Annotated in this window: 23 protein-coding genes; 9 read left to right on the forward strand and 14 right to left on the reverse strand. The window is 62.7% G+C overall.

All coding sequences use genetic code 11. The features are described 5' to 3' along the window. The first annotated feature begins 386 nt into the window (after positions 1-386). Together QD228_RS05760 and QD228_RS05765 are read left to right on the forward strand one after the other, a co-directional pair. Complete coding sequence (locus QD228_RS05760) at positions 387-863, forward strand: LexA family transcriptional regulator (RefSeq protein WP_077378921.1); 477 nt, start codon at positions 387-389, stop codon at positions 861-863. Between the two features lie 26 nt (positions 864-889). Beyond that, positions 890-1516: a YigZ family protein gene (locus tag QD228_RS05765; protein WP_279874756.1), complete on the forward strand. Its 627-nt coding sequence runs from the start codon at positions 890-892 to the stop codon at positions 1514-1516. Positions 1517-1658: 142 nt separating this feature from the next. Here the strand turns inward: QD228_RS05765 and QD228_RS05770 are convergent, their stop codons facing one another. Beyond that, complete coding sequence (locus QD228_RS05770) at positions 1659-2279, reverse strand: NAD(P)H-dependent oxidoreductase (RefSeq protein WP_279874758.1); 621 nt, start codon at positions 2277-2279, stop codon at positions 1659-1661. A 165-nt stretch (positions 2280-2444) separates the two neighbouring features. Continuing rightward, on the reverse strand, positions 2445-3467 hold the full coding sequence (locus QD228_RS05775) for an MliC family protein (protein WP_279874759.1): 1023 nt from the start codon (positions 3465-3467) through the stop codon (positions 2445-2447). 537 nt (positions 3468-4004) lie between these two features. Here QD228_RS05775 and QD228_RS05780 point away from each other — a divergent pair. Next, on the forward strand, positions 4005-4916 hold the full coding sequence (locus QD228_RS05780) for a LysR family transcriptional regulator (protein WP_077378906.1): 912 nt from the start codon (positions 4005-4007) through the stop codon (positions 4914-4916). Between the two features lie 232 nt (positions 4917-5148). Here the strand turns inward: QD228_RS05780 and QD228_RS05785 are convergent, their stop codons facing one another. The 4 genes from QD228_RS05785 to QD228_RS05800 form a co-directional block, all read right to left on the reverse strand. Then, positions 5149-5355, reverse strand: a complete 207-nt coding sequence (locus tag QD228_RS05785; RefSeq protein WP_077378903.1) for a cold-shock protein — start codon at positions 5353-5355, stop codon at positions 5149-5151. 214 nt (positions 5356-5569) lie between these two features. Then, positions 5570-6034, reverse strand: a complete 465-nt coding sequence (locus tag QD228_RS05790; RefSeq protein ID WP_279874762.1) for a lipocalin-like domain-containing protein — start codon at positions 6032-6034, stop codon at positions 5570-5572. Between the two features lie 65 nt (positions 6035-6099). Further along, a complete protein-coding gene (locus QD228_RS05795) occupies positions 6100-7761 on the reverse strand; it encodes a HAMP domain-containing histidine kinase (RefSeq protein WP_077378898.1) in 1662 nt (553 codons plus the stop codon). Positions 7762-7764: 3 nt separating this feature from the next. Then, the gene (locus tag QD228_RS05800) at positions 7765-8475 is read right to left on the reverse strand and encodes a winged helix-turn-helix domain-containing protein (RefSeq protein ID WP_077378895.1); all 711 of its coding nucleotides are present in this window, start codon (positions 8473-8475) and stop codon (positions 7765-7767) included. Positions 8476-9091: 616 nt separating this feature from the next. On the opposite strand from QD228_RS05800, the gene QD228_RS05805 reads away from it, so the two are divergent. From QD228_RS05805 to gnd, 3 genes are all read left to right on the forward strand, one after another. Continuing rightward, a complete protein-coding gene (locus tag QD228_RS05805) occupies positions 9092-11992 on the forward strand; it encodes a ribonucleoside-diphosphate reductase subunit alpha (RefSeq protein ID WP_084209391.1) in 2901 nt (966 codons plus the stop codon). A gap of 281 nt (positions 11993-12273) precedes the next feature. Beyond that, entirely contained in the window at positions 12274-13527 is a 1254-nt protein-coding gene (locus tag QD228_RS05810; RefSeq protein ID WP_136939074.1) for a ribonucleotide-diphosphate reductase subunit beta, read from the forward strand. A gap of 168 nt (positions 13528-13695) precedes the next feature. Then, positions 13696-14679 (forward strand): phosphogluconate dehydrogenase (NAD(+)-dependent, decarboxylating), encoded by a 984-nt coding sequence (gene gnd, locus QD228_RS05815; RefSeq protein ID WP_077378886.1) that lies wholly within the window; start codon positions 13696-13698, stop codon positions 14677-14679. Positions 14680-14831: 152 nt separating this feature from the next. On the opposite strand, the gene QD228_RS05820 is transcribed toward gnd, so the two are convergent. The 6 genes from QD228_RS05820 to QD228_RS05845 all read right to left on the reverse strand — a co-directional run bounded on the left by QD228_RS05820 (position 14832) and on the right by QD228_RS05845 (position 19695). After that, on the reverse strand, positions 14832-15371 hold the full coding sequence (locus QD228_RS05820) for a retropepsin-like aspartic protease (RefSeq protein ID WP_077378883.1): 540 nt from the start codon (positions 15369-15371) through the stop codon (positions 14832-14834). A 79-nt stretch (positions 15372-15450) separates the two neighbouring features. Beyond that, the gene (locus QD228_RS05825; protein ID WP_084209394.1) at positions 15451-15948 is read right to left on the reverse strand and encodes a DUF3592 domain-containing protein; all 498 of its coding nucleotides are present in this window, start codon (positions 15946-15948) and stop codon (positions 15451-15453) included. Positions 15949-15974: 26 nt separating this feature from the next. After that, positions 15975-16646, reverse strand: a complete 672-nt coding sequence (locus QD228_RS05830) for an ankyrin repeat domain-containing protein (RefSeq protein WP_077378878.1) — start codon at positions 16644-16646, stop codon at positions 15975-15977. 398 nt (positions 16647-17044) lie between these two features. After that, positions 17045-18409 (reverse strand): HAMP domain-containing sensor histidine kinase, encoded by a 1365-nt coding sequence (locus QD228_RS05835; protein WP_077378875.1) that lies wholly within the window; start codon positions 18407-18409, stop codon positions 17045-17047. Further along, a complete protein-coding gene (locus QD228_RS05840; RefSeq protein ID WP_077378872.1) occupies positions 18406-19125 on the reverse strand; it encodes a response regulator transcription factor in 720 nt (239 codons plus the stop codon). The genes QD228_RS05835 and QD228_RS05840 overlap by 4 nt, the downstream gene beginning before the upstream one ends. 90 nt (positions 19126-19215) lie before the next feature. Next, positions 19216-19695 carry a hypothetical protein gene (locus QD228_RS05845; RefSeq protein ID WP_191236523.1) on the reverse strand — a complete coding sequence of 160 codons (480 nt, stop codon included), beginning with the start codon at positions 19693-19695 and terminating at the stop codon, positions 19216-19218. Positions 19696-19949: 254 nt separating this feature from the next. Here QD228_RS05845 and QD228_RS05850 point away from each other — a divergent pair, with 254 nt between their 5' ends. Next, complete coding sequence (locus tag QD228_RS05850) at positions 19950-20762, forward strand: hypothetical protein (protein ID WP_279874765.1); 813 nt, start codon at positions 19950-19952, stop codon at positions 20760-20762. A 273-nt stretch (positions 20763-21035) separates the two neighbouring features. Beyond that, the gene (locus QD228_RS05855) at positions 21036-21389 is read left to right on the forward strand and encodes a hypothetical protein (protein WP_279874767.1); all 354 of its coding nucleotides are present in this window, start codon (positions 21036-21038) and stop codon (positions 21387-21389) included. A 136-nt stretch (positions 21390-21525) separates the two neighbouring features. Here the strand turns inward: QD228_RS05855 and coq7 are convergent, their stop codons facing one another. Continuing rightward, a complete protein-coding gene (gene coq7 / locus QD228_RS05860; protein WP_084209398.1) occupies positions 21526-22191 on the reverse strand; it encodes a 2-polyprenyl-3-methyl-6-methoxy-1,4-benzoquinone monooxygenase in 666 nt (221 codons plus the stop codon). Positions 22192-22452: 261 nt separating this feature from the next. Next, on the reverse strand, positions 22453-22794 hold the full coding sequence (locus QD228_RS05865; protein WP_084209399.1) for a histidine triad nucleotide-binding protein: 342 nt from the start codon (positions 22792-22794) through the stop codon (positions 22453-22455). Between the two features lie 319 nt (positions 22795-23113). Here QD228_RS05865 and QD228_RS05870 point away from each other — a divergent pair, with 319 nt between their 5' ends. After that, positions 23114-23890 carry an RIO1 family regulatory kinase/ATPase gene (locus QD228_RS05870; RefSeq protein ID WP_279874769.1) on the forward strand — a complete coding sequence of 259 codons (777 nt, stop codon included), beginning with the start codon at positions 23114-23116 and terminating at the stop codon, positions 23888-23890. The last annotated feature ends 20 nt before the right edge of the window (positions 23891-23910 follow it).

The following is a 23910-nucleotide window of genomic DNA, read 5'->3' on the forward strand; positions in this document are numbered from 1 at the left end:
ACTGACCACCGGTCGCCCGAATGACGCGACCCGCACGCGTCGAGCCTTGCACGGGAGTCAAGTTCTCGCGCGCTCCATCAGCAAAGCATGGTGCACATTCATACGACACACCCATCGCCTGATTGGCATCGACGACCGACTCACCCCTTGCCACCTCGCGCTGGCTTGCTATGATGCAGACACTGTATACAAAAACAGTACTCATACAGTATCGTCATCGCATGCCTGGCATTGCCCGGGCAGCAGACCGAACGGGTCGGCTCTCATCGCGTTGTCATCATGTTCGCAGAGCCTATCAGGCCGCAGATGAACTCAGCCTGACGACCTTTCACGCTGCATCGCAGGTCGGCTCCCTCTGCCGACCGCACAGCATCAGGGGATAGCTCATGTCACGTCTTCACGCTCCACACTACCTTCAGCGCCTTCACAATCTGCCGCTCAATGACGAGGCCTGGCAGGAAATCACTGCCAGCGACATGATGGATATCCCGTTGCTCGGCAACATCACCGCCGGCATGCCCATCGAAGCCATCGCCGACTGCGGCACGATCGCCGTGCCGACGCGCATGGTGCGACGCAACACCTACGCCCTGCGCGTTCGCGGCCACTCGATGATCAACTGCAACATCCATGATGGCGACATCATCATCATCGAGCGCAGTGAAAGTGCCGAGAATGGTGAGACCGCCGTGGTGATGATCAACCAGCAGGAAGTGACGCTGAAGAAGCTGTATATCGAGAAGAGCGGTGTACGCCTGCAACCGGCCAACGACAGCATGGCCCCCATCTACCTCAAGAATGCCGATATCGAAGTGCTGGGCATGGTGATGGGTGTCGTACGCGGCAACGCCGTCACTCATTGAGGGCGACGCTTTGCTAAGATGGCACGATGAGCTATCAGATACCTGCACTGGCGCCAGAGGCGCATCACGAGCACAGCATCGAGATCGAGAAGAGCCGCTTCATCGCCTGGCTGGCCCACGCTCCGACACCAGACGCCATGACGCGGCTGCTGGAACAGGCGCATCTCGCCCATCCCAATGCACGCCATCACTGCACGGCATTCATCGCGGGTGCGCCGAATGAGCAGAATGCCATCGGCTTCTCCGATGACGGAGAGCCGGGCGGTACCGCCGGCAGGCCGATGTATCAGGTACTGGAAGGCAGCGGCGTGGGGCAGATCGCCTGCGTGGTGATCCGCTACTTCGGCGGCATCAAGCTGGGCACCGGTGGCCTGGCTCGTGCATACAGTCGTGCCGTGCTCGACGCCCTCGAGCGACTGCCCACCACCACCTTCACGCCGCGTACACCCAGACGCCTCAAGGTCGGATTCGCTCATGAGGCCGACGTGCGTCACTGGCTGAGCGGCTACGATGTACCGGTGGATGCCAGCGACTATGCCGCCGATGGCGTGGTGTTGACGGCGGGCTGGCCGCAAGGCGGCGCTCAGCCGCCGCTGGAAGAGCTGCATGCGCGCCTCAAGGGCGAACTGGAAGTGCTCGAAGACCAAGGCTGAGCGTTTCCAGCCACTGTCTCCTCCCACAGTGACCTCTGCTTCCCGATAGCACAAACGCCACCGCCGCTCCTCTCAGAGCGGCGGTGGCGTTTTCATTCATCATGCTCAACCAATGTGACTCAGCTACGGCAGATACACCGGGTCAGAGAGCATCTACGTAGTTGGCGATGCCTGTCCTGGCCTCTGACAGAGCTCCCACCTTTGGCTCATCGCCCATGTTGAGGCCTTCAGCGTATACGAAGTGCTGATCCGTGATGCCCATCAGCCCAAGCATCGACTTGAGATGCGGCGTCTGGGAATCCAGGTCTCTGCCTGCATACATCCCGCCACGTGCTGCCAGCACCAGTGCCTGCTTGCCTTCCAGCAGACCTACCGGCCCCTTCTCGGTGTAGCGGAAGGTCTCGCCGGCACGCAGCACCCGGTCAAACCACGCCTTCATCTGGGTCGGCAGGCCCAGATTGTAGAGCGGTGCCGCGATGACCAGCAGGTCTGCCGCTCTCAGCTCGGCCAGGAAACCATCAGACAGCTCGGCGAGCTTGCATTGCTCGGCGCTTCGCTCATCCGCCGGCGTCATCCATGCCTGCATCTCGGCGGCGCCCAGGTGCGGAAGATCGCGCTCGACCAGATCATGATGCGTCAACTGATGCTCGTGACCGGACGCCTGCAAGGCATCCACGAACGCGGAAGCCAGTTCACGAGAGTTGCCTTTTTCTCCGAACAGGGAAGATGAGACCAGCAGAACATTGAGCGGTGTGGCAGACATGGCAGGTTCTCCGCAGACAGAAAGGACGATTTCCCATCACGAGCCAGGCTTGGCATCCGTTGCCCGTGATGGAGAGCTGCCCGCCATGATAGATGAACTCCGTGGCACGAAAAGCGATAAAGATCGCACCAACCATTCGAAAAAATCGACGAAAAAAACGTCATGTCAGGGGAGGTATGCCTCTCCACAGCCACTCAGATCTCGAGATTCTCCTCCTTTTCGCGTCAGAGTCAGCTCGGAGGTCAGCGGATACGGGGTACCTTGCATGGTGTCGAAGCAGGCACCCGGCGTCAGGCTCAGTTTCAGCCACCCCCTGCCGACTGAAGCGCGCGGCAAGCGCGCCGACAGCACCTTGCCATGCTTGCCGTCGTCATTGACCCGATAGGGTAACGTCAACTGACTGAGCGACGATGACTCCTGCTCCTGCTTGCCGCTCTCGTTCCCGGCAACGCCAGAGCTGCTGTCATCGGTGCCTGTAGCGTCCTGCGTCACCCGCGCCTTGCCTTGCACGGCACCCAACAGGTCGGGCGATGCCGTCACCGTCATCCGGTTATGCGCTCGATCCAGACTGATACGCCACTCAGGCTCGTGACCCTGTGCCACCAGCAGCGGCTGGTCATCGGGGATCTGGATGGTGCGCTGATCATCCTGAACGCACTCAAGATTGCCGCGCGCATTGTGCAGCGTGGCTTCCCGCCCCTTGAACCAGACTTCCAGTTCACGGGCTCCCCCCTCGGCCTGTTGACGCTGCCGCTCGGAGACCGGGGCGTCATTGGCCCGATAACGGGCGCCGGAAGCACTCACCACATGCCCCAGGGCGTAGGCATGCTGACGCGACCATAGCCGCAGCCAGCCTTCAGCAGTCGCCTCCTGAGGGGTGTCCGTCGCCACAGAGACGGGAGGCCTGCCCCTCGCGTCTTGTCCATCACTGAAGGCCATCAACAGATCCTGCGCCGGCGTACAGCGCCAGACCTGATACTCGCTGGCCCCCCGGGGCGGCAGGAAGGTCGCGGGCAATGTCACCGCCGGCGCCTGACCCAACGACTCGGCACTGGGTGCCCTGGGCTTGACTGGTTTCGTGGCAGGACGCACTTCAGGAATCTTCAGCGGTGCCGGCATCACCTGCGCACTCGGCGCATCACGCGATTCATCCGACAGCATGGAGCAGCCACTCAGCAGCGCCATCATCGACACGCACAGGAGATTGGCCGAGGCGCCTGTCGAGATACCTGTCGCAGTGCATGTCGAGATAGTGGCCACCTGACGCCCGCCACGCCAAGGCGAGACATCTGGCGCCGAACAGGCAGCGGCCCTCGTATGATCCGGGCGCGAGTGAAACGGAAACATGAAAAGCCCTCCCTGGGCATGCCTGACGACAGAAAGTAACGCACCGCACTCCGCTGGAGGCGGCGACACAGCGTGATTTCAAGGCGTAGAGAGCAACGCCATCCTGGCGCATGAAGAAAGTCTATCAAGCGCAGCCAGCCTTGTGGGCCTCGATTCACGGCAATTCCCATGAGGTGCCGTCATCGTGAAGACACTGGCACTGCCTGCATGAGACGCCTCCCTCTGCGATGGCCATGCCGAGATCCATCAGGCTCAGGGGGAATGCCCAACGGAGCTCCTTGGCGCTTCCTCGCGCAGCAGCGATTGACCTGCGCTGCACTTCGCCCAAGAATTGAATGAAAATGAACTGTTCACTCATCCAAATGAGCAAAACTCATCATGCTCGAACTACGCCATCTCCGCACGCTGCTGGCACTGCGTGATGCCGGCTCGCTGGTCGAGGCTGCCGAGCGCATCCACCTCACCCAGTCCGCCCTCTCACATCAGCTGAAGGACCTGGAAGAGCGCCTGGGCACGCCACTGTTCATTCGCAAGACGCGCCCGGTCGAGTTCACCCGTGCAGGGCAACGCCTGCTGTCACTGGCAGAACAGGTACTGCCGCAATTTCGCATGGCAGAGCGTGACATCGCGCGCATGGCAGGCAGTGAGCAAGGACGGCTGCATATGGCCATCGAATGCCACAGCTGCTTCCAATGGCTGATGCCGACGGTGGATCGCTTCCGGGATCACTGGCCGGAGATCGAGGTCGACATTCCTTCGGGCCATAGCTTCTCTCCCCTCCAGGCGCTGGGTCGCGAGCAGCTGGACCTGGTCATCACGGCCAATCCGGTGGAGATGACCGGTATCCAGTACCTGCCACTGTTCCGCTACGAAGTCATGCTGGCCGTGGCACGCCAGCATGCACTGGCTCTCAAGGGCCGTGTGGAACCGGAAGACCTGCGGGAAGAAGTGCTGATCATCTACCCTGTCGAGCATGACCGACTGGACGTGTTCACCCAGTTCCTCGAGCCCGCCAACATCAGCCCTCGCGAGATCCGCCATGCCGAGATGACGGTCATGATGATGCAGCTTGTCGCCAGCGGTCGCGGCGTGACGGCACTGCCCAACTGGGCATTGGCCGAATACCTGACCCGCGATTATGTTCGTGGCCTGCCTCTGGGCGACGGAATCTGGGCGACGCTCTATGCCGCGGTGCGAGAGGATCTGCTGGGCACTCCCTGGATGGATGATTTCCTGCGCACTGCCCGCGAGACCTCCTTTGAGGTGCTCAGCGGCGTGAAGCCAGCTTGAGCCAATGCCCCAGGGCATCTCCGGACAACCACTTGAACGACAAGAGCCCCGTCCCACTGCGCTTCTCGTGCAATGGGACGGGGCTCTTGTTCATGGCATGCCTCTGCGGGGCGTACCAGGTCACCGATACTGCATTTTTTTCACGCACACAAACAGAAGCGCCCCAGCATGAGCTGGGGCGCTTCTAGACATCTATCATCTCACACGGAACGGATTCCGCAGCGAGTGATGATCAGTCGATAGCCTTGACGTTGGCTGCCTGCAGGCCTTTCTGGCCCTGAGTCACGTCGAAGGAGACCTGCTGGCCGTCCTGCAGGGTCTTGAAGCCTTCTGCCTGGACTTCGGAGAAGTGAACGAACAGATCGTCACCGCCGTCAGCCGGAGCAATGAAACCAAAACCTTTCGCGTCGTTGAACCACTTAACTGTACCAGTTGCCATGAGAAATTCCTCTCTGATTAGCATGTTTGAAATAACGGGCATTACCCGAAGAGCGTGGGCAAAGCAAAACCATGCATCAAATCAGCGAGGCATTTCGGGGCGCTCAAGGCGTTTTACCGAGCAGCACAGGCGACTGAGTGGTGCGTCTTGCTATCCAACAGGGGTTACCTTGCACCTTAAGCCATGATCCCGTCAAGCCTTTTCGGTAATGATGTCATCTATCATGAAGACGCTGCCAGGCAAGCCAGGTGGTATAGCCCCCTGCAGGCAGCTGAAGATTGGGCGCGTCCGTGCCCAGCAGCAGTGACTCTCCGGTGAGCTGGACTCGCCGCGCCAGCGTCACGCCACTCCAGTCCGCGATGCTCGCGACGTCTACCTGATGACGGACCTCCTGACGCTGCTCATCCCAGCACCAGCGCCCACAATAGGCAAAGCCCTGTCGAAAGGCCGCCATCAATTGATCATCAGTGGGCGCCACCCCAAGAGGCTCACGCTCACGAGCCGCCAGCTGAACGCTCATGAAGCCATTGGGGAGATAGTGCAGCTGACCCGCACACCTCCCCAATGGCTCCCATTCACGCCCATCCGGCCAGGCATACCAGAAGCGTTGCAGCTCCCAGGAGCCGATCAATGCGTCATGCAGAGCCCCGACGTCACGGCTCGCATCTTGCAGATTCATCCACTTGCCCTCCTCGCTGATGACATCGCTTCGCACCACTGCGTATCACGATAGAGTAGCATCGCTCAGGTGCGCTGCCCGTCATCCCCCTCCCCGGGGGTCACGGGCGGCAAGGAAGGAGGCGCCTCACGTCCCAGCTTGCTGCTGGACAAGGGCAACAGCAGGCTGAAACGTGCCCCTTTAAGGGCGATGCCCCGATCGACCACCACGCTTCCGCCATGAGAGTGCATGATCTTCTGCACGATGGAGAGCCCCAGACCATAGCCACCTGAAGATCGCGTGCGTGAATCATCCAGTCGCGCGAATGGCTTGAAGACCTTCTTGCGGTCCTCCTCGCCCACGCCGGGGCCATCATCCTCGACATCGATGCGCACCACCTGCGGGTCTCTGGAGATGCGCACCAGCACACGTGAATCTGCATGCCGACAGGCATTCGAGACCAGATTCTGCAGCGCACGCTGCAGATAGCGTGCCTCCGCCTCCACATCAAAGGCACCGCCTTCAATGCTCAGCAGCAGCTCAGGATGCAGTGGCGCCAGGGTTTCACAGACCTGCTCCGCCACTTCCCGACAGTCCACCGCCCCCAGATCCAGCTGAACCCCGGCGGCGTCATTGAGGCGTGCATAGGTCAGGATCTCGTCGATCAGCTTGTCGAGCTCCTCGATGTCACCATCGGCGCCCTTGATCTGCCGGAGCACGAAATCATCATCCACCATGTCCTCGATCATCTGCAGCGCGAAGCGGATACGTGCCACCGGGGTACGCAGCTCGTGGGAGACGGCGCGAATCATGTCCTGCTGGGCTCCCAGCAATCCCTGCACGCGTTCGGCCATGCCATTGAAGGCCATGCCGAGACGGCCAAGAAAGTCATTGGTCTCGATCCTGACCCGCGTATCGAGGTAGCCGCCGGCAATCCGGGTCGCCGCCTTCTCCAGTCGAGTCAACCGTGCCTCCAGCGAACGCACGACCAGATAGATGACACCCCCCAACAGGCTGATGACGGCCAGAATCATGGCAACGATCAATGCCGCCGGGGTCGTCTCGAAGACCTGCAGCGGCCCGACCTTGATCAGGTTGTGACCCTCCAGGCGGGTATAGAGCGCCAGCGCCTGTCCATGGCTTGCCATGTTGAGCACCACTCGCTGGTCGTTGATCCGCCCGACCTGTTGCGCATCCAGCCCGTTGGGCATGTCAGGCAATTGAGCGAAGGCCAGCCCGGAGGCATCCTGCAGCTCCGACAACAGAGCGACACGCTGCTCCGGTGCCATGGGCAACAAGGTTTCCCGCAGCAACGACATCAATCCCCGCAACTGTCGCTCAGCCAGATGCAGCAGCCTAAGCTCCAGCACCTGCTCCTCACCCGGCACCTGCATCAGTAGCTGCCAGCCAGCATCCTGATGCTCATGCACCAGAGGCCGGCCGGCCGCCAGACGGCGCTTCTCCCACCAGTTGAGGTCGAATACCTCGACAGGCGCCAGCATCAGCCGCGCATCCAGCAGGCGCGAGGAGCGCTCCAGCAGGCTCGACCTTTCGGCAGGAGGCGCTTCGGCCACCTGCCGGGTCAGCAGCAGCATCGGCGCCGCCCCCAGGCGGGTCTGGTAGGCCTCGAGTCGGACAGCGTTGGTCAGCTGATAACCGCCCAACGCCACGCCCAGCGTCAGGAGCAACGCCAGCAGCAGCACCACGTAGACGCGCAGGAAGATACTGTCAGACAGCGCACGCCGCATGAATCAGAGGTCCTTGACGAACAGGTAACCCTTGCTGCGTACCGTCTTTATCCGCTCAGGGTGATTGGGGTCATCACCGATCTTGGGCCGGATGCGCGAGACGCGCACGTCAATGGAGCGATCCTGGCCGTCATACTTGATGCCACGCAGCGCCGAGAAGATCTCTTCACGAGTCAGCACACGCCCGGCATTGGAAGACAACAGCCACAGCAGGTCGAACTCGGCACTGGTCAGCTCGATACGCTCACGCGCCAGCCAGGCTTCACGGGTAGCGTTGTCGATCTCCAGGTCATTGAAGACGAGACGCGTCTCGCCTGCCGCCTCTTCCGGGCCGTCGGCCCGCCTGAGCAAGGCACGCATGCGCGCCAGCAACACGCGAGGCTGCACCGGCTTGGGCACGTAGTCATCGGCGCCCATCTCGAGGCCCAGCACCTGATCCATGTCATCAGTACGTGCCGTCAGCATCAGAATGGGGCCGGAGAACTGGGGCCGCACGCGACGACAGATGGACAGGCCATCCTCGCCCGGCAGCATCAGATCGAGAATCACGATGTCGGGGCGCAGGCTGATGATCAGGTCCACTGCCCGGCCGCCATCGTGCTCGACGCTGACGCGGAAGTTATTGGCTTCGAGATACTCACGCGTCAATGTCGCCAGACGCTCGTCATCCTCGACAATCAGTACATGTTCTTGCGCATTGGTATCCAAGGGCATTCCATCCGCATCGTTGGGTCGGCGTGGCCAGCGGCTCACAGGGAGTTACCGTCCTGTGCCACGTCGTAACCTTTTCAGGGTGATTTGTCACGAATGATACGCCAATTTGGGGATTTACGCGCCAGCTGTCCCGCACACATGCGCACTGACGAGGGGCAAAGAAATTAACACGCAATGTCTTGACATCCCCGGGCGGCAGGCACGGATTTTCAACCACACCTTACCCACAAGTTATCCACTTGCACGACCCCAAAAACAACACTATCTTGTGTCCAAACTCAGCTCACACCCCATATGTAGGGTTTTGGCGACGTCCGCCCCCATAAGCCGGAAAGGCAATTTTCAAGCCTCAAGTCAAGCCCGAAAGAGATGATTCAGCAGATGGCGCGGCAACGCATGATCTGCCGCGACCAAGCTGTCATCGGTACCAAATTTCCTGTCTGACCGCCTTTCAGTGGCCTGACGGGTCATGCCAGCCGAGACAGCGATCAGACGATATGTCAGCCAGCCGTGCGTGATGCACGCCCTACCGGGTGCCTCGCCGGCAGTGACACACGCTTTGCCCACGGGCCCTCGCCGGGCAACGATTCACCTTCAGACGATTCAGGAAGGCGTCATGGATTCCACTTTCAGCACCGATCAGGCGGCAGTCGACGTGACCGCACCCCAGCGCCTGCGCGTCATCAAGCGCACTGGCGATGTTGCGCCCTTCGATGCCAGCAAGATCTCCGTCGCACTCTCCAAGGCGTTCATCGCCGTGGAAGGCGACCAGGTCGAGTCCAGCTCGCGCATCCGCGATCTGGTCCAGCAGCTGACCAGCCAGATCACCGATGCCTTCCAGCGTCGCATGCCTGATGGTGGCACTCTGCATATCGAAGACATCCAGGACCAGGTCGAACTGGCCCTGATGCGCTCCGGCGAGCACAAGGTGGCCCGCGCCTACGTTCTCTACCGTGACGAGCACGCCCGTGCCCGCAGCGCGCAGAACGACGGCATCGCCAAGCCGCACCCGACCATCAATGTCACGCACCTCGACGGCAGCGTGCGTCCGCTGGATCTGGGCCGTATCGAGACACTCGTGTTCGATGCCTGCGCCGAGCTGTCCAACGTCGACGCCCAGAAGATCGTCGATGACTCGCTGAAGAACCTGTACGACGGCGTGCCGGTCGATGGCGTGTCCACCGCGCTGATGATGACCGCGCGCACGCTGGTCGAGAAGGACCCGAACTACACCTACGTCACCGCCCGCCTGCTGCAGGACAACCTGCGCCGCGAAGCCCTGAGCTTCCTCAAGGTCGCTGACGAGGCCACCTTCGGCGAGATGAAGGACCACTATCCGGTCGCCTTCAAGGCCTACATCGAGAGCGGCATCGCCTTCGAGCAGCTGGATGAGCAACTGGCCACCTTCGATCTGGATCGCCTCGGCGCGGCCATCGATCACACACGTGACAACCAGTTCACCTATCTCGGCCTGCAGACTCTGTACGACCGCTACTTCCTGCACCAGAACGACGTGCGCTATGAGCTGCCGCAGGTCATGTTCATGCGTGTCGCCATGGGTCTGTCCCTGAACGAGGAAGACCGCGAAGGTCGCGCCATCGAGTTCTACGAGCTGCTGTCCAGCTTCGACTACATGGCCTCCACGCCGACCCTGTTCAACGCCGGTACCCGTCGCAGCCAGCTGTCCAGCTGCTACCTGACCACCGTGCCGGATGCCCTCGATGGCATCTACGGTGCCATCCGCGACAACGCCATGCTCTCCAAGTGGGCCGGCGGTCTCGGCAATGACTGGACGCCGGTGCGCGCACTGGGGTCCTACATCAAGGGCACCAACGGCAAGTCCCAGGGCGTCGTGCCCTTCCTGAAGGTCGTCAACGACACCGCCGTTGCCGTCAACCAGGGTGGCAAGCGCAAGGGCGCCGTCTGTGCCTACCTGGAAACCTGGCACATGGACGTCGAGGAATTCCTCGACCTGCGCAAGAACACCGGTGATGACCGTCGTCGTACCCACGACATGAACACCGCCAACTGGGTGCCGGACCTGTTCATGAAGCGTGTCTTCGATGACACCGAGTGGACCCTGTTCTCGCCGTCCGACTGCCCGGACCTCCACGACCTGTACGGCGCGGCCTTCCAGGCGCGTTACGAGCAGTACGAGGAGATGACCCGTCAGGGCCAGCTGAAGCTGTTCAAGCGCGTCAAGGCGCGTGATCTGTGGCGCAAGATGCTCTCCATGCTGTTCGAGACCGGCCACCCGTGGATCACCTTCAAGGACCCGTGCAACCTGCGCAGCCCGCAGCAGCACGCCGGTGTCGTGCACTCGTCCAACCTGTGCACCGAGATCACCCTCAACACCTCCGAGGATGAGATCGCGGTCTGCAACCTGGGCTCGATCAACCTGGCGCAGCACGTCATCGACGGCAAGCTGGATGGCGACAAGCTCAAGAAGTCGGTACGTACCGCCGTGCGCATGCTCGACAACGTCATCGACATCAACTACTACGCCGTTCCGCAGGCGCGTCGCTCCAACATGCGTCACCGTCCGGTCGGCCTCGGCATCATGGGCTTCCAGGACGCGCTCTATGCGCAGTCCATCGCCTATGCCTCCGAAGAAGCCGTGACCTTCGCCGACGAATCCATGGAACTCGTCAGCTATCACGCCATCGAAGCTTCCAGTGATCTGGCGGCCGAGCGTGGCCGTTACGAGAGCTTCGACGGCTCTCTGTGGAGTCAGGGCATCCTGCCGATCGATTCCATCGAGAAGCTCAAGACCGAGCGTGGCGCCGACTACATCGAGATGGACGAAAGCCAGACTCAGGACTGGGACTACATCCGCGAGAAGGTCCGCACCCAGGGCATGCGCAACTCCAACGTGATGGCGATCGCGCCGACCGCGACGATCTCCAACATCTGTGGCGTCTCGCAGTCCATCGAGCCGACTTACCAGAACCTGTTCGTCAAATCGAACCTGTCTGGCGAGTTCACCGTGGTCAACGCCTACATGGTCAACGACCTCAAGGCGCGCGGCCTGTGGGATGAGGTCATGATCAACGACCTCAAGTACTACGACGGCAGCGTCCAGCCGATCGAGCGCATTCCGGAAGACCTCAAGGCGCTGTACGCCAACGCCTTCGAAGTCGAGCCGAAGTGGATCGTCGAAGCCGCCTCGCGTCGCCAGAAGTGGATCGACCAGGCGCAGTCCCTGAACCTGTACATCCAGGGCGTGTCCGGCAAGAAACTGGACGTGACCTACCGCATGGCATGGTTCCGTGGCCTCAAGACCACCTATTACCTCCGTGCTCTGGGTGCGACCGCCGTGGAGAAGTCCACCGTCGATCGCAGCAAGCACAACGCCGTCGGCAACGCACCGACCCCGGCTCCTGCTCCCGCGCCGACCCCGGCACCGGAAGCCAAGCCGGAACCGCGTGGCATCGAAGACTTCCTGCAAGGCAAGAGCGGTCAGCGTGCCCCCTCCGCCAGCAACATCGATGAGCTGGGCTGTGAGGCCTGTCAGTAAGCGATTGCGCAAGACTCGAGTCAGGCCCTGCCTGACTCCCCGCCTGCGATGACATCCCCGGCAGGCGGGCTGCGGCACTTTCTCAAGACCGAGCCTGGCTCGGTCTTGTGCCGACACAACAATCACTGCCTCCTGACATTGTCTCGAAACACGGCCCGGGCCTGACCTTCCCTCTCGGCAGATCACGCCTCTCGATGGCGCCAGCGTCGCAGGACGCACCGCCAACGCCTTCTTGTCACGCTGATTGCCCGCGTGACCACTACGAACACGAGGAACGCAACATGTTGAACTGGGACGATTTCCACGAAGACGAAGCCCCCGCTGCCGAGAAGCCGGCCGCTGCCAAACCGGCGCCGCAGGCCGAAGCCCCGGCGGCTGCCCCGGCGGCTGAAGTTGCCGTCGCGAGCGAGAACAGCGAAGGCTACGCGGTCAGCGAAGCGGAACGCATCGCCCGCGCCCAGCAGGCGCTGGACGATCTTGACGTGGCCAAGGGTCTGGAAGAACTGGAAATGGGTGCCCAGCGCATTCAGGTCGATGAGAAGCGCATGATCAATGCCCGCGCCGACGTCAACCAGCTGGTGCCCTTCAAGTACGACTGGGCATGGCAGAAGTACCTCGACGGCTCCGCGAACCACTGGATGCCGCAGGAAGTGAACATGAACGCGGACATCGCGCTCTGGAAGAGCCAGGACGGCCTGACCGAAGACGAGCGTCTGATCGTGATGCGCTCGCTGGGTTACTTCTCCACTGCCGACTCGCTGGTCGCCAACAACCTGGTGCTGGCCGTCTACAAGAACATCACCAACCCGGAGTGCCGCCAGTACCTGCTGCGTCAGGCCTTCGAAGAGGCGATCCACACCCACGCCTACCAGTACTGCATCGAGTCCCTGGGCATGGACGAAGGCGAAGTCTTCAACATGTACCGTGAAGTGGACTCCGTGGCGCGCAAGTCCGCCTGGAGCCTCAAGCACACCCAGGCGCTGGCGCGTGCCGACTTCCACACCGGCACACCGGAAGCGGACCAGGAGTTCCTGCGCAACCTGATCGGCTTCTACGCCGTCACAGAAGGCATCTTCTTCTACTGCGGCTTCTCCCAGATCCTGTCCATGGGTCGTCGCAACAAGATGACCGGCGTCGCCGAGCAGTTCCAGTACATCCTGCGTGACGAGTCCATGCACCTGAACTTCGGCATCGACGTGATCAACCAGATCAAGGTCGAGAATCCGCACCTGTGGACCGCCGAATTCCAGGACGAAGTCACCCAGATGATTCTGGAAGGCACCCAGCTCGAGATCGAATACGCGCGTGACACCATGCCGCGCGGCGTACTGGGCATGAACGCGGCCATCATGGAGGAATACCTCCACTTCATCTGCAACCGTCGCCTCGCGCAGCTGGGCCTCAAGGAGCAGTTCCCGGGCGCCAAGAACCCGTTCCCGTGGATGTCCGAGATCATCGACCTGCGCAAGGAGAAGAACTTCTTCGAGACGCGCGTCACCGAATATCAGGTCGGCGGTGCCCTGAGCTGGGATTGATCGCTGATCACTCCCTCTCCCGGAGACAGGCACGCGACTGACGCCTGTCTCCGCTGAGCACCCCAACGGGCCATGTCATTGATATGGCCCGTTTTTGCGTCCAGCGCCCGCACAGGGTAGGCTTCGCGCCGTCCCGACTCTCCCCGGCTTCACGTGAAAGGAACGAACATGCAACTCGGTATCATCGGACTCGGCCGCATGGGCGGCAACATCGCCCGCCGCCTGATGCGCAATGGCCACGAAGTGGTCGCCCATGACCGTGACGAGGCGATTGCCCAGTCACTGGTCGCTGACGGCGCCACCCACGTCGACAATCTCGCGGCGCTGGTCCAGCAGCTGAAGGCACCGCGTGCCGTGTGGGTCATGTTGCCGGCGGGCGAGATCACCGAGCAGACCATCAGCGCACTGGCCGAGCTGATGGAAGCCGGCGACACCATCATCGATGGCGGCAACACCTTCTACAAGGACGACATCCGTCGTGCTGCCACGCTGAAGGACAAGGGTCTGAACTACGTGGACGTGGGCACCTCCGGTGGCGTGTGGGGCCTGGAGCGCGGCTACTGCATGATGATCGGCGCCGAGAAAGCCGTGTTCGATCATCTCGAGCCGCTGTTCGACACCCTCGCCCCCGGCTATGGCAACCTCGAGCGCACCAAGGGTCGCAATGCCCCGGATGAGCGCGCGGAACGTGGCTATATCCACGCAGGCCCGGTCGGTGCCGGTCACTACGTGAAGATGGTGCACAACGGTATCGAGTACGGCCTGATGCAGGCCTACGCCGAAGGCTTCGAGCTGATGCAGAGCAAGGGCTCCGAGGACCTTCCGGAAGACCAGCGATTCGACCTCAACCTGGCCGACATCGCGGAAGTCTGGCGTCGTGGCAGCGTCGTCTCCTCCTGGCTGCTCGACCTGACCGCCCAGGCGCTCGCCGGCGATGCGCGCCTGGATCACTACAGCGGTGCCGTCTCCGACAGTGGCGAAGGCCGCTGGACCGTCGATGCCGCCGTCGAGCAGGGCGTTGCCGTGCCGGTGCTGGCAAACGCGCTGTTCTCGCGCTTCAGCTCGCGCAAGGAAAACACCTACGCCAACCGTCTGCTGTCCGCGATGCGCTTCGGCTTCGGTGGTCATGTCGAGCCGCCCAAGCAGGACTGATCTTCCGCTGACGCGTCAGACGTGAAACGCCCCGCTCATGGTCTCCCATGAGCGGGGCGTTTCGTTGGCGAGGCCATCGTTGGCAAGACAGCATGAGCATCAGAACCTGTCAGTCTGACTATCTGGCCGGCCTCTCCTGCCCGGCAGTCTCGTCAGCCGCCACGCCCCGCAACCGGCGTGAGTGTCATCTGCTGCCCCCGCATGTTGATATCGAACTCCCCCAGAAAGCTCATTCCCAGCAGCACCACCTCATCATGCATGCCCGGCACGATGGCCCCGCGCACCTCGCGCTGGTTGAGCCCCGCCAGACTGACGACATCCAGCGTGGTCAGTGCGCCATGGCTCACCCCATTGGCGGTGGTGAAGCGGGCATCGCGCCCGCGCGGTAACGCCAGACGCTCGGCCAGTGATTCGGACACCGAGACATAGGTGGCGCCGGTATCCAGCAGGAAGGTCACCGGCTCACCATTGATCTCGCCGGGGGCCACGAAGTGCCCTGAGCGGTTGCGCGTCAGGGTCAGCGGCTCCCCCTGGGACAATGCCTGACCGGCCAGCGAGGCATTCGGACGGGTACGCTCCTCGAGCTGCCCCTGGAACCACCACACCAGCATGCCAAGTATCAGCCCCCAGCACAGCACCAGCATGCCGATACCGTAACGCCGGGTTGTCCCCTGGCCTTCAGAATCCTTCATTCACCCTCACCTCTGACAGCCAGTTGCCAACATGCGTCCCCCTCCATGCCACCGGCCCTCTTAATGCTACCGGTCTTATTCATGCTACCGGCCCTCTCAACAACAGACGCAGCGCCACCAGACACAGCGCGATCCCCAGCGCCAATGGGACGCCGATCAACCAGCCGCGCGTGCCAGGCAGACTGGCCTCGTGAGGCGCACTGCGTCGATAGTTCACGGCCACGGTCTCGCCGACCGCAGGCGTCGGCGTCTGCACCGCCAGCGGTGATACATATTCATGCCAACCGCCACGCCTGTCCTGGTAACGCACGATGGGCGCGTACTGGATCGACTCGACATTGAAGCGTCCCCCCGGCGGCAAGCCTGCCATCGCCAGGGCCTCGTCCTCACTCAACTCACCGCCCTTGGGCAGATGGATGCGGCCGCGCCCTTCCACGTTCAGGGCGCGATCATGACTGATCACCTCTCCCATCACCTGGACGCTTTCCCGTGCGAGTGATTGTGCGTACTGCCAGCGAAGCGCACCCAGCAACAGCAGCGCCACGCCGATGATCAACAGCCCCCAGGGTAATACCATGCGCTGCCTCCTGCGTAGGTTGGCCATCATGTCTGGCGGGAACTCGCCGAGCGGGCTGCCTGAAGTGTCTCGTCTGACACGACATGCGCCACGCCCTGCTCCCGACCACCAGCCGCTTCCAGCATGTCACTCAAGGTCTCGAACTTGCGCCAGCGGGCGTGCGCCAGAGGTGTCACTCCCTCGGCATCCGCGAGATTGACGTCAGCGCCGTGATCCAGCAGCTGCTTGACCACCTGTTGATAGGCATCCCCGCCGTCCCCCAGCAATACGGCTTCGATCAGCGCCGTCCAGCCAAGGCGATTCTGATGATCAGGCGGCACGTCCGTCTGCTCCAGCAACACGCGACAGATATCCGCATGGCCGCGCTCGCTGGCGGACATCAGGGCCGTGGAGGAGAACCGATTGAGCACCGTGGCCGAGGCACCGTGCTCAAGCAGGCAGGTCAGGCAATTGCCATATCCCAGCGCCGCAGCAGCCAGCAAAGGCGTGTCATGCAGGGCGTCGGTCTGCTCGCTGTCAGCTCCCGCGGCCAACAGCACCGCCACCGCTTCGGGCTGATTGGCCTGCACGGCCACCATCAACGGCGAGCGGCCGCGATAATCGACATCATTGAGGCGCTCACGCGCCCCGGGCTCGGCAAGCGCTTCCCTGAGCCCTTCCAGATCCCCACGCTGAGCGCACATCGTCATGTCCTTCATGCCCACCTCCTGACGCCTGAGAATTCACACGACTCCTGTCTGACAGCCTATGCGATCCTGAAGACGACCGTTAGCCTCCCTGCGTTCAATCTCCGCCTTGCGCACCCGCCAACCCTCTCCCGGGGTCACTGACAGGCGCGCATCCCGCTGCCGGAACAGGGAGATATCAGGCATAAAAAAAGCGCCCCCGAAGGAGCGCCAGTTCGTCATCACCGCAGGGCGCGGCAGACGAGACTCAGAAACGAAGCCCGTCCGGCTGCCAGCCGAACCCCTTCAGAATACGGTGCGGCTGGCGTGACGCCCAATCATCTCTCGGGATCGAGATGATAGCCAAGCCCTATGGATTGACATCTTGCAATAGACTTATGTCAAAGGACTGCAGGACACCCCACTTCCCATCAGGCCGTGGGCTTGGTCCCCACCAGCGGTGAGCTGGGCAGCCAGACATGCGCCGCCAGGCCGCCCAGAGCGGAGCGCTCCAGCCTCAGCTCGCCGCCATACAGCGCCATCAGGTCGTCCACGATCGCAAGCCCGAGTCCTGAACCGGAGCGCCCCTCATCGAGACGTGCACCACGCCCCAGCGCGGCGGCGCTCTGCTCGTCGCTCATGCCCGGGCCATCATCCTCGATGACCAGCAGCACACCGCCATCGCGGGACTCGCTGGTCACACGTACCTGCTGCTGCGCCCATTGCAGCGCGTTCTCGAGCAGATTGCCGACCATCTCCTGCAGGTCCTGCGGGTCGACGCGCACACCGGCATCATCCTCCAGCGCGAGGCTGAGAGTGATGCCACGCCGGCTCGCCAGGCGCCCAAGGCCATCGAACACCGGCCCGGCGGCCTCGCGCAGACTGACTCGCCCACTGAGATGCGCACCGCCCGCGGCACTCGCCCGCGCCAGATGGTGACGCACGGCCTCATCGATACGTCGCAATTCGGCATCGATGCGGGCGCGGTCCTCGCCATCAAAGCGCTCGGACTGGGCCTTGAGCACACTGACTGGCGTCTTGAGCGCATGCGCCAGATTGCCCGCCGCGGCACGCCCACGCTCGATCAGGCGTTGATCTCGCTCCAGCACTGCATTGATCGCGCGCGTCAGCTCAGTCAGCTCAGGTGGCAGGCGTGTTTCTTCCAGCCTGTCCGCCTCCCCCTCCGCGACCCGCTTGAGGCGTGCCCGCAACCGCCGCAGCGGTGCCAACCCCCAGCTGATCTGCGCGGCGGAACCACACACCAGCAACGACGCCAGCGCGACAAGCGCTCCCGCCAGCAACCATTCGAAACGCGCGACCTCGGCGTCCACCTCGCTGCGACTCGCCGCCACCATCACATGCAGTGGCTGGCTGCGGCCCGGCAGGCGAATATCACGCTCGATGGCGCGCAACGACTGATGACGCGGCCCGTCGAGATCCCGGCTCAGGAACCCGTCGGCACTGATCTCATCGCGAATCGGCAGGCGTTGATCCCACAGCGAGCGCGAGGTCAGCACATTGCCGTGGCGATCGGAAATCTGCCAATACCAGCCGGAGTAGGCCTGATCGAAACGCGGATCACCCAACGAGCGCGTAAGCCCCGGGCGGCCCTTCTCGCGATCGAACTGGATCGCGGCGATCAACACCTTCGACAGCGACAGCAGCCGCTGGTCAAAGGCCGTCGTCACCGCATCCCGAAAGCTCCACGCCAGCCCCAGACCGGTCAACGGCATGACGATCAAGGCGATGACCAGCGAGCCACCCAGCAGTCGCCGGCCGACGGACAATGGCTTCATGCGTCGCGGCCGTCCGCTCCCGCTGCGCCGGCCCCGTCTGCGCCACCCGATTCGGCATCCGGGTCGCGCAGGCGATAACCGCGGCCGCGCAGGGTCTCGATACGCTCAGCCCCCAGCTTGCGACGCAGGCGGCTGATCTGGACATCGATGACATTCGAGTCGGGTTCGTGGTCGCGATCATAGACATGCTCGACCAGCTCCGAACGGCTCACCACGCCGGGCACGGCATGCATCAGGTGCATCAGCAACCGCGTCTCCTGTGCCGTCAGTGACACGGGGCGCCCCGCCAGGCTGACGGTGCCGCCATGCGTATCACAGGCCAGATCCCCCAGCTTGAGCACCGGATGGGCATGCCCGCGCGAGCGACGCACCAGCGCGCGCAGGCGGAAGATGACCTCGGCCGTCTCGAAGGGCTTGGTCACGTAATCATCCGCACCGGCAGAGAAACCGGCCGCCTTGTCCGACCAGCGCTCGCGCGCCGTCAGCACCAGCACCGGGACTTCGATGCCGGCCTCACGCCACTGGGCCAGCCAGCGGGTGCCATCACCATCCGGCAGGCCAAGGTCCAGCACCACCGCATCATAGCGCTCGGTCTGCACCAGAAAATCGGCATCGGCACCATTGACGGCATGCTCGACCAGCACATCTGCCTCACTGAGGCGTGCCATCAGCGCTTCGGCCAACGGCATGTCATCTTCCACCAACAATATCTTCATGAATTCTGGGCACTCCTGGGCAGTCGCTATCCGGTGACGGATACCGCGTCACGGCATCACACGAGGACACTGCTGCAAGCATAACGGTCCTCAGGGGTCTTCGGCACCCTCAAGACCGCCCGTTGGCTGACGCTCGCTCAGGGATGGCGACGGGCCTGCCGGGCTCTCGGGAGCATGACGGCGCATCGCGTCCAGATTGACGCCACGCACCTCACGCAGCTCTCCATCAGCGGCCCGTACGGTGAACTTGGCCATCTGGCCCTGCGGTCCGAGCATCTCGACCTCGTAGATCAACTCGCCATGGATGTCTTCAAGCTCCACCTCGACCACCTGCCCCAGCCAGTCACGCTCGAGACTGTCCAGCAGTTCAGACAGTGAAATGACACGGCCGGCAGCCACCTCATCGTGCAGGCTACGCCAGCGCTCACTGTCACACAGCGCATGCGGCGGCATGGCCAGGACACCGATCAGCAAGCCGCCCAGCCCCAGGCACAACCATCCATAGCGTTGCCGCCATTGGCTGACGCGGGATGCGCTGGCGCCTGTCTGGGCCTTGCGGGGAGTCGGCATGACGGAAAACCTCTTGAATTGCGGCGGGTCTGATGCGCCGCGACGGGCGCTGATGCTCGACAAGCATCCTGGCAATGGAATGTGCAAGCAAACCTGCGTTGGAACAGCGCGGACGCCAGCGGATGCGCACGGATGACCGCATGCCGCAAAGACTGACAGGCAGCAATGAACCTCAGATGAATCCCCCTCTCAGTGTCATGCAAGGTCGCATGTCTCACAGTGAGGCCATGTTCCACTGCCTTGAGGAGGCGTCCATGCCGTCATCTCCTGCCTCTACCAGTGTGAAGGAGGCTCGCTCTCGGGCCATCAGCATCCGGCTGGCGGGGCGCTCCATCGTGAACCTTCGCCAGCGACTGGGAGCGGGCGCTCTCGGCCTGATGCTGGGCTCGGTGCCCGCCTATGCCAATGGCATCGAGGATCTCCCTCCCCAGCATCGACTGAGTGCTTCCACGCTGGGCACGGGGTTGGATGACACTCGTCGCGAGGTGGCCGCGCTCGCCACGGCGAGCGGGCACAGTCCCGATAGCTCTGGCAGTCCTGACAGCTTTGGCAGTCCTGACAGGCGTGCTGCGGGGATGGGCGATGACAATGGCGATGCCACGTCAGGGCAAGCGGCACCGGACTCGCAGCGCGATCACGCAGGCTCTCACGAAAGCTCTCGCCTTCTGTCCACGGGGCTGGCCCCGGAACTGCTGACCCAGCTGATGATGCGAGCCAGCCACAGTGGGATGCGTCAATTCAGTGGCATGGACATCGTGGCGAATCAGGTCCGTTTCACCGGCTGGGGGCGAGACGGCTGGGAGATGGAACTGTCCATCAATCGCGCGGATGGCGAGCTGATCGATGAGGCGCTACGCCGCCAGACCCGCCAGACGGAGGAAGGGGCAATGGGGAGAAACAGCCTGCGTCAGACCTTGAATTTTGCCGCCAGCGACGGCATTGAAAGAATACGCAGTGTCGACGTGGAGGCGCATGCCATCCGAATCGTCGGACTGGACGGGCAAGGCCGACAGCAGACCCTGTCCTTGAGCCTGCCCACCCTTGCCAGCACGATGCCGGGCGGATGACGCTCGGACCTGACGGCCTCCACCGCGCCCCTGCGGACACGACAATCGCCTTGACGACAACGCTGCCAACCTCGATGCTGAGATCATGAGGCAGCCAAAGGCATGACGAATCTCGCAGGGGCCTGCAGCACCGCCCTGGCTCAGGTGCTTCAGGCGCTGACAGCCAAATGAGACACCCCACTTTCCAGACCCGATACCCCCGACCATCCACCTTCACACATCGGGTCTTCCCTGCCCGGCCCATCGGCCCGGCAACCATTGCGGAGAATCAACATGCAAGGCCAACAGCACAACACTCTCTGGAACCAGGCTCGCCAATGGCAGGCCAACGCCGGCAACCAGCGTCCTTCTCAAGGCCTGTCCGGCCTCAAGCTGGTCGCTGCCTGGCTGATCGGCGGTGTCGTCATGATCTTCAGCCTGTTCGCGGCACTGGTCATGATGGTACTGGGCATCATCATGCTGCCCTTCATCCGCCGGCGCATGAAGAAGCGCATGAGCGAGATGCAACAGCGCATGCAGGAAGCCCAGGACAAGGCCAACGGCCGCCAGAACTATTCGCGGGATGCGACACGCGAAGACGGCACCAGCACCGCGACGCTGGATGGTGAGTACCAGGTCAAGGAATAAGCCCCGACACCGATGACCGATGACCGATGACCGATGACCGATTCAGGGTCACACGACGCAAGAAGGCCGCCCCACGGGGCGGCCTTCTTCGTTTCAGCGACCTGACGCTACGCAGGCAAGCTCAGGTGCCTGACCCTCACACGCGATAGACGCTGGCGGTCATCACCTTGGACATCAGCCGCATGGCGCTCTTCAGCGGCCCCGGGAAGCGATGTCCTCCGGCCTCCAGCGCCCACTGCTCATGATGCGCTTCATCGATCTCCATCTGCCGCAGCACCGCGCGTGAACGCTGATCGCCCTCGGGCAGTGTCTGCTGGTGCTTCGACAGATGCTCGCCTACCAGCTCCTCGGTCGCGGCCACGAACCCGAGGCTGACCTTGTCGTTGATGGCGCCGGCCGCTGCCCCGAGCGCAAAGCTCGTCATGTAGAACAGTGGATTGAGCAGGCTGGTATTGGCATCCAGCTCGACGAGACGTGCATCGCACCAGGCGAGATGGTCGATCTCCTCCTGAGCGGCAAGCTCCATCTGGCTGCGCGTTTCCGGCAGACGCGCCGTGAACCCCTGGCCCTGGTACAGCGCCTGGGCGCAGACTTCACCGGTGTGATTGATGCGCATCAGACCGGCAGCATGCTGACGCTCCGCATCACTGATCTCGCTGTCCACGATATCGCCTGCCGGGGTAGGTCGTGACGGCTGAGCCGCATGAGGGACCAGCGTGCGCAGAACGGTATCGAACTGATGGATCAACTGGTCGGCGCGACTGTGGTGACGTTGTGCCTGACTGGCGGTGGGGTGCGTCATGTAAGAACTCCTGCACGGCGTGAGCAATGCCACCATCTTACGCAAGGCCCCCACTCACGGTAAGGGGCAGAGTGACGCTGTCGTCGTCGGCACGTCTGAGTCTCGCATCGCTCCGACATCTCCTGCCTGCAGCCTGCAGAACAAGACCGGGCATGACGCTTTCACGTCATGCCCGGTATGCGCCCGTGTGCCGCACGCTTGTATATCGCTAGCCGCTACCTGCCCGCGAACCGCCGGTACAGGCGCCTGCTCTACGCCGGCTCAGCCAGCCGGCCAGGTGAAGCGGCGACCACCCATCAGGTGCATGTGAATATGATAGACCGTCTGGCCGCCATCTTCATTGCAGTTCATCACCACACGGTAGCCATCGTCGGCGAAGCCGTATTCCTTCGCCAGTCTGGCGGCGGTGTACTGCAGGCGTCCCACCGTGGCCAGCTGGCTTTCCTCGATATCATTGAGCGTGGCGATGTGCTGCTTGGGAATGATCAGCACATGGGTCGGCGCCTGAGGGTTGATGTCATTGAAGGCCAGCACCTCCTCATCCTCATAAACGATATCGGCGGGAATCTCGCGATTGATGATCTTGCAGAACAGACAGTCCATGACACCTTCTCCCTCGACAATGACGTCGCCGCCAACGGCAGCGCAAGGTGCAAGCGTAGCGTCAGCACCGCAATGGGCCAAGCCCCGAGACAATGATCACCGAGACAATGATCACCAAGACAATGATCACCAAGACAATGATCACCAAGACAATGATCACCGAGACAGTGATCACCGAGACGTCCCCGATACCGACAGGCTCCTGCGCATGAGACGAGTGTCGCTGGATGGGCAACAGAATGATTCACTCACGACGGTGGGCGGACTCGCTAAATGATAGGATAATCATTGTTACCTCGCTAACAAGAAGCCTGCCGTCATGCGCCTGCAAACCTCCTTGACCCCCTCCCTGCAAAAGGCGACTCACGAGCTGGACGCCTCCGGCAGGACAACCACGGGTACAGTGACACCCAAGGCATCAGTGGCCACGCCTGACGCGGACACTGCCGGGACGCTGTCACGCGAACCGGCGGCAGAGGACTTTCTGCAGCGCGCCAAGGGCTTTCTCAAGGCGGAAGTCTATCTCACGCACCTCGATGGCCAGACGGTGGTATGCAAGGACTACCGTCGCTATGCCGGCACCCCGGCGGCACTGGTCGCGCGCTGGCTGGTCCGTCGAGAACTGAAGATGCTGAGCCGCCTGGCCGGCTGGACGCATGCACCGCGCGCCATCGCACGCGTCTCCCCGCTGGCACTGGCCATGGAATACATTCCCGGCCCTCTGCTGAGCGATGCACAGCTGGATCCCGCGGCGCATCCAGGACTCTGCCAGCAGCTGATTCTCGTCGTGCAGCAGCTGCATCAGCGCCGCATGGCACACAACGACATCCGCGGCTCCAACGTCATACTGCGCGAAGGCATACCGGTACTGATCGATTTCACCTCGGCGGTGCGGCTGCCGCGACTGCCGGGCACGGCCGGTGTGATGCGCATGATGCGTCGCTTCGACCTGCGCCACTCCCTCAAGCTCAAGCAACGGACGCTGGGGCTGCCGCTGCGGCCACGCGAGGCTCGCCTGCTGATGCGCAGCGGTCGCCTGAATCAGGTATTGCGCCTGTGGAAGAAACGCATCCTGCCGCGTCTCAAGGGGCGGTGACGCGTCCTGCTCTCGCCGAC

The organism is Cobetia sp. 3AK, from assembly GCF_029846335.1.
Classification (GTDB): Bacteria; Pseudomonadota; Gammaproteobacteria; order Pseudomonadales; family Halomonadaceae; genus Cobetia; species Cobetia marina.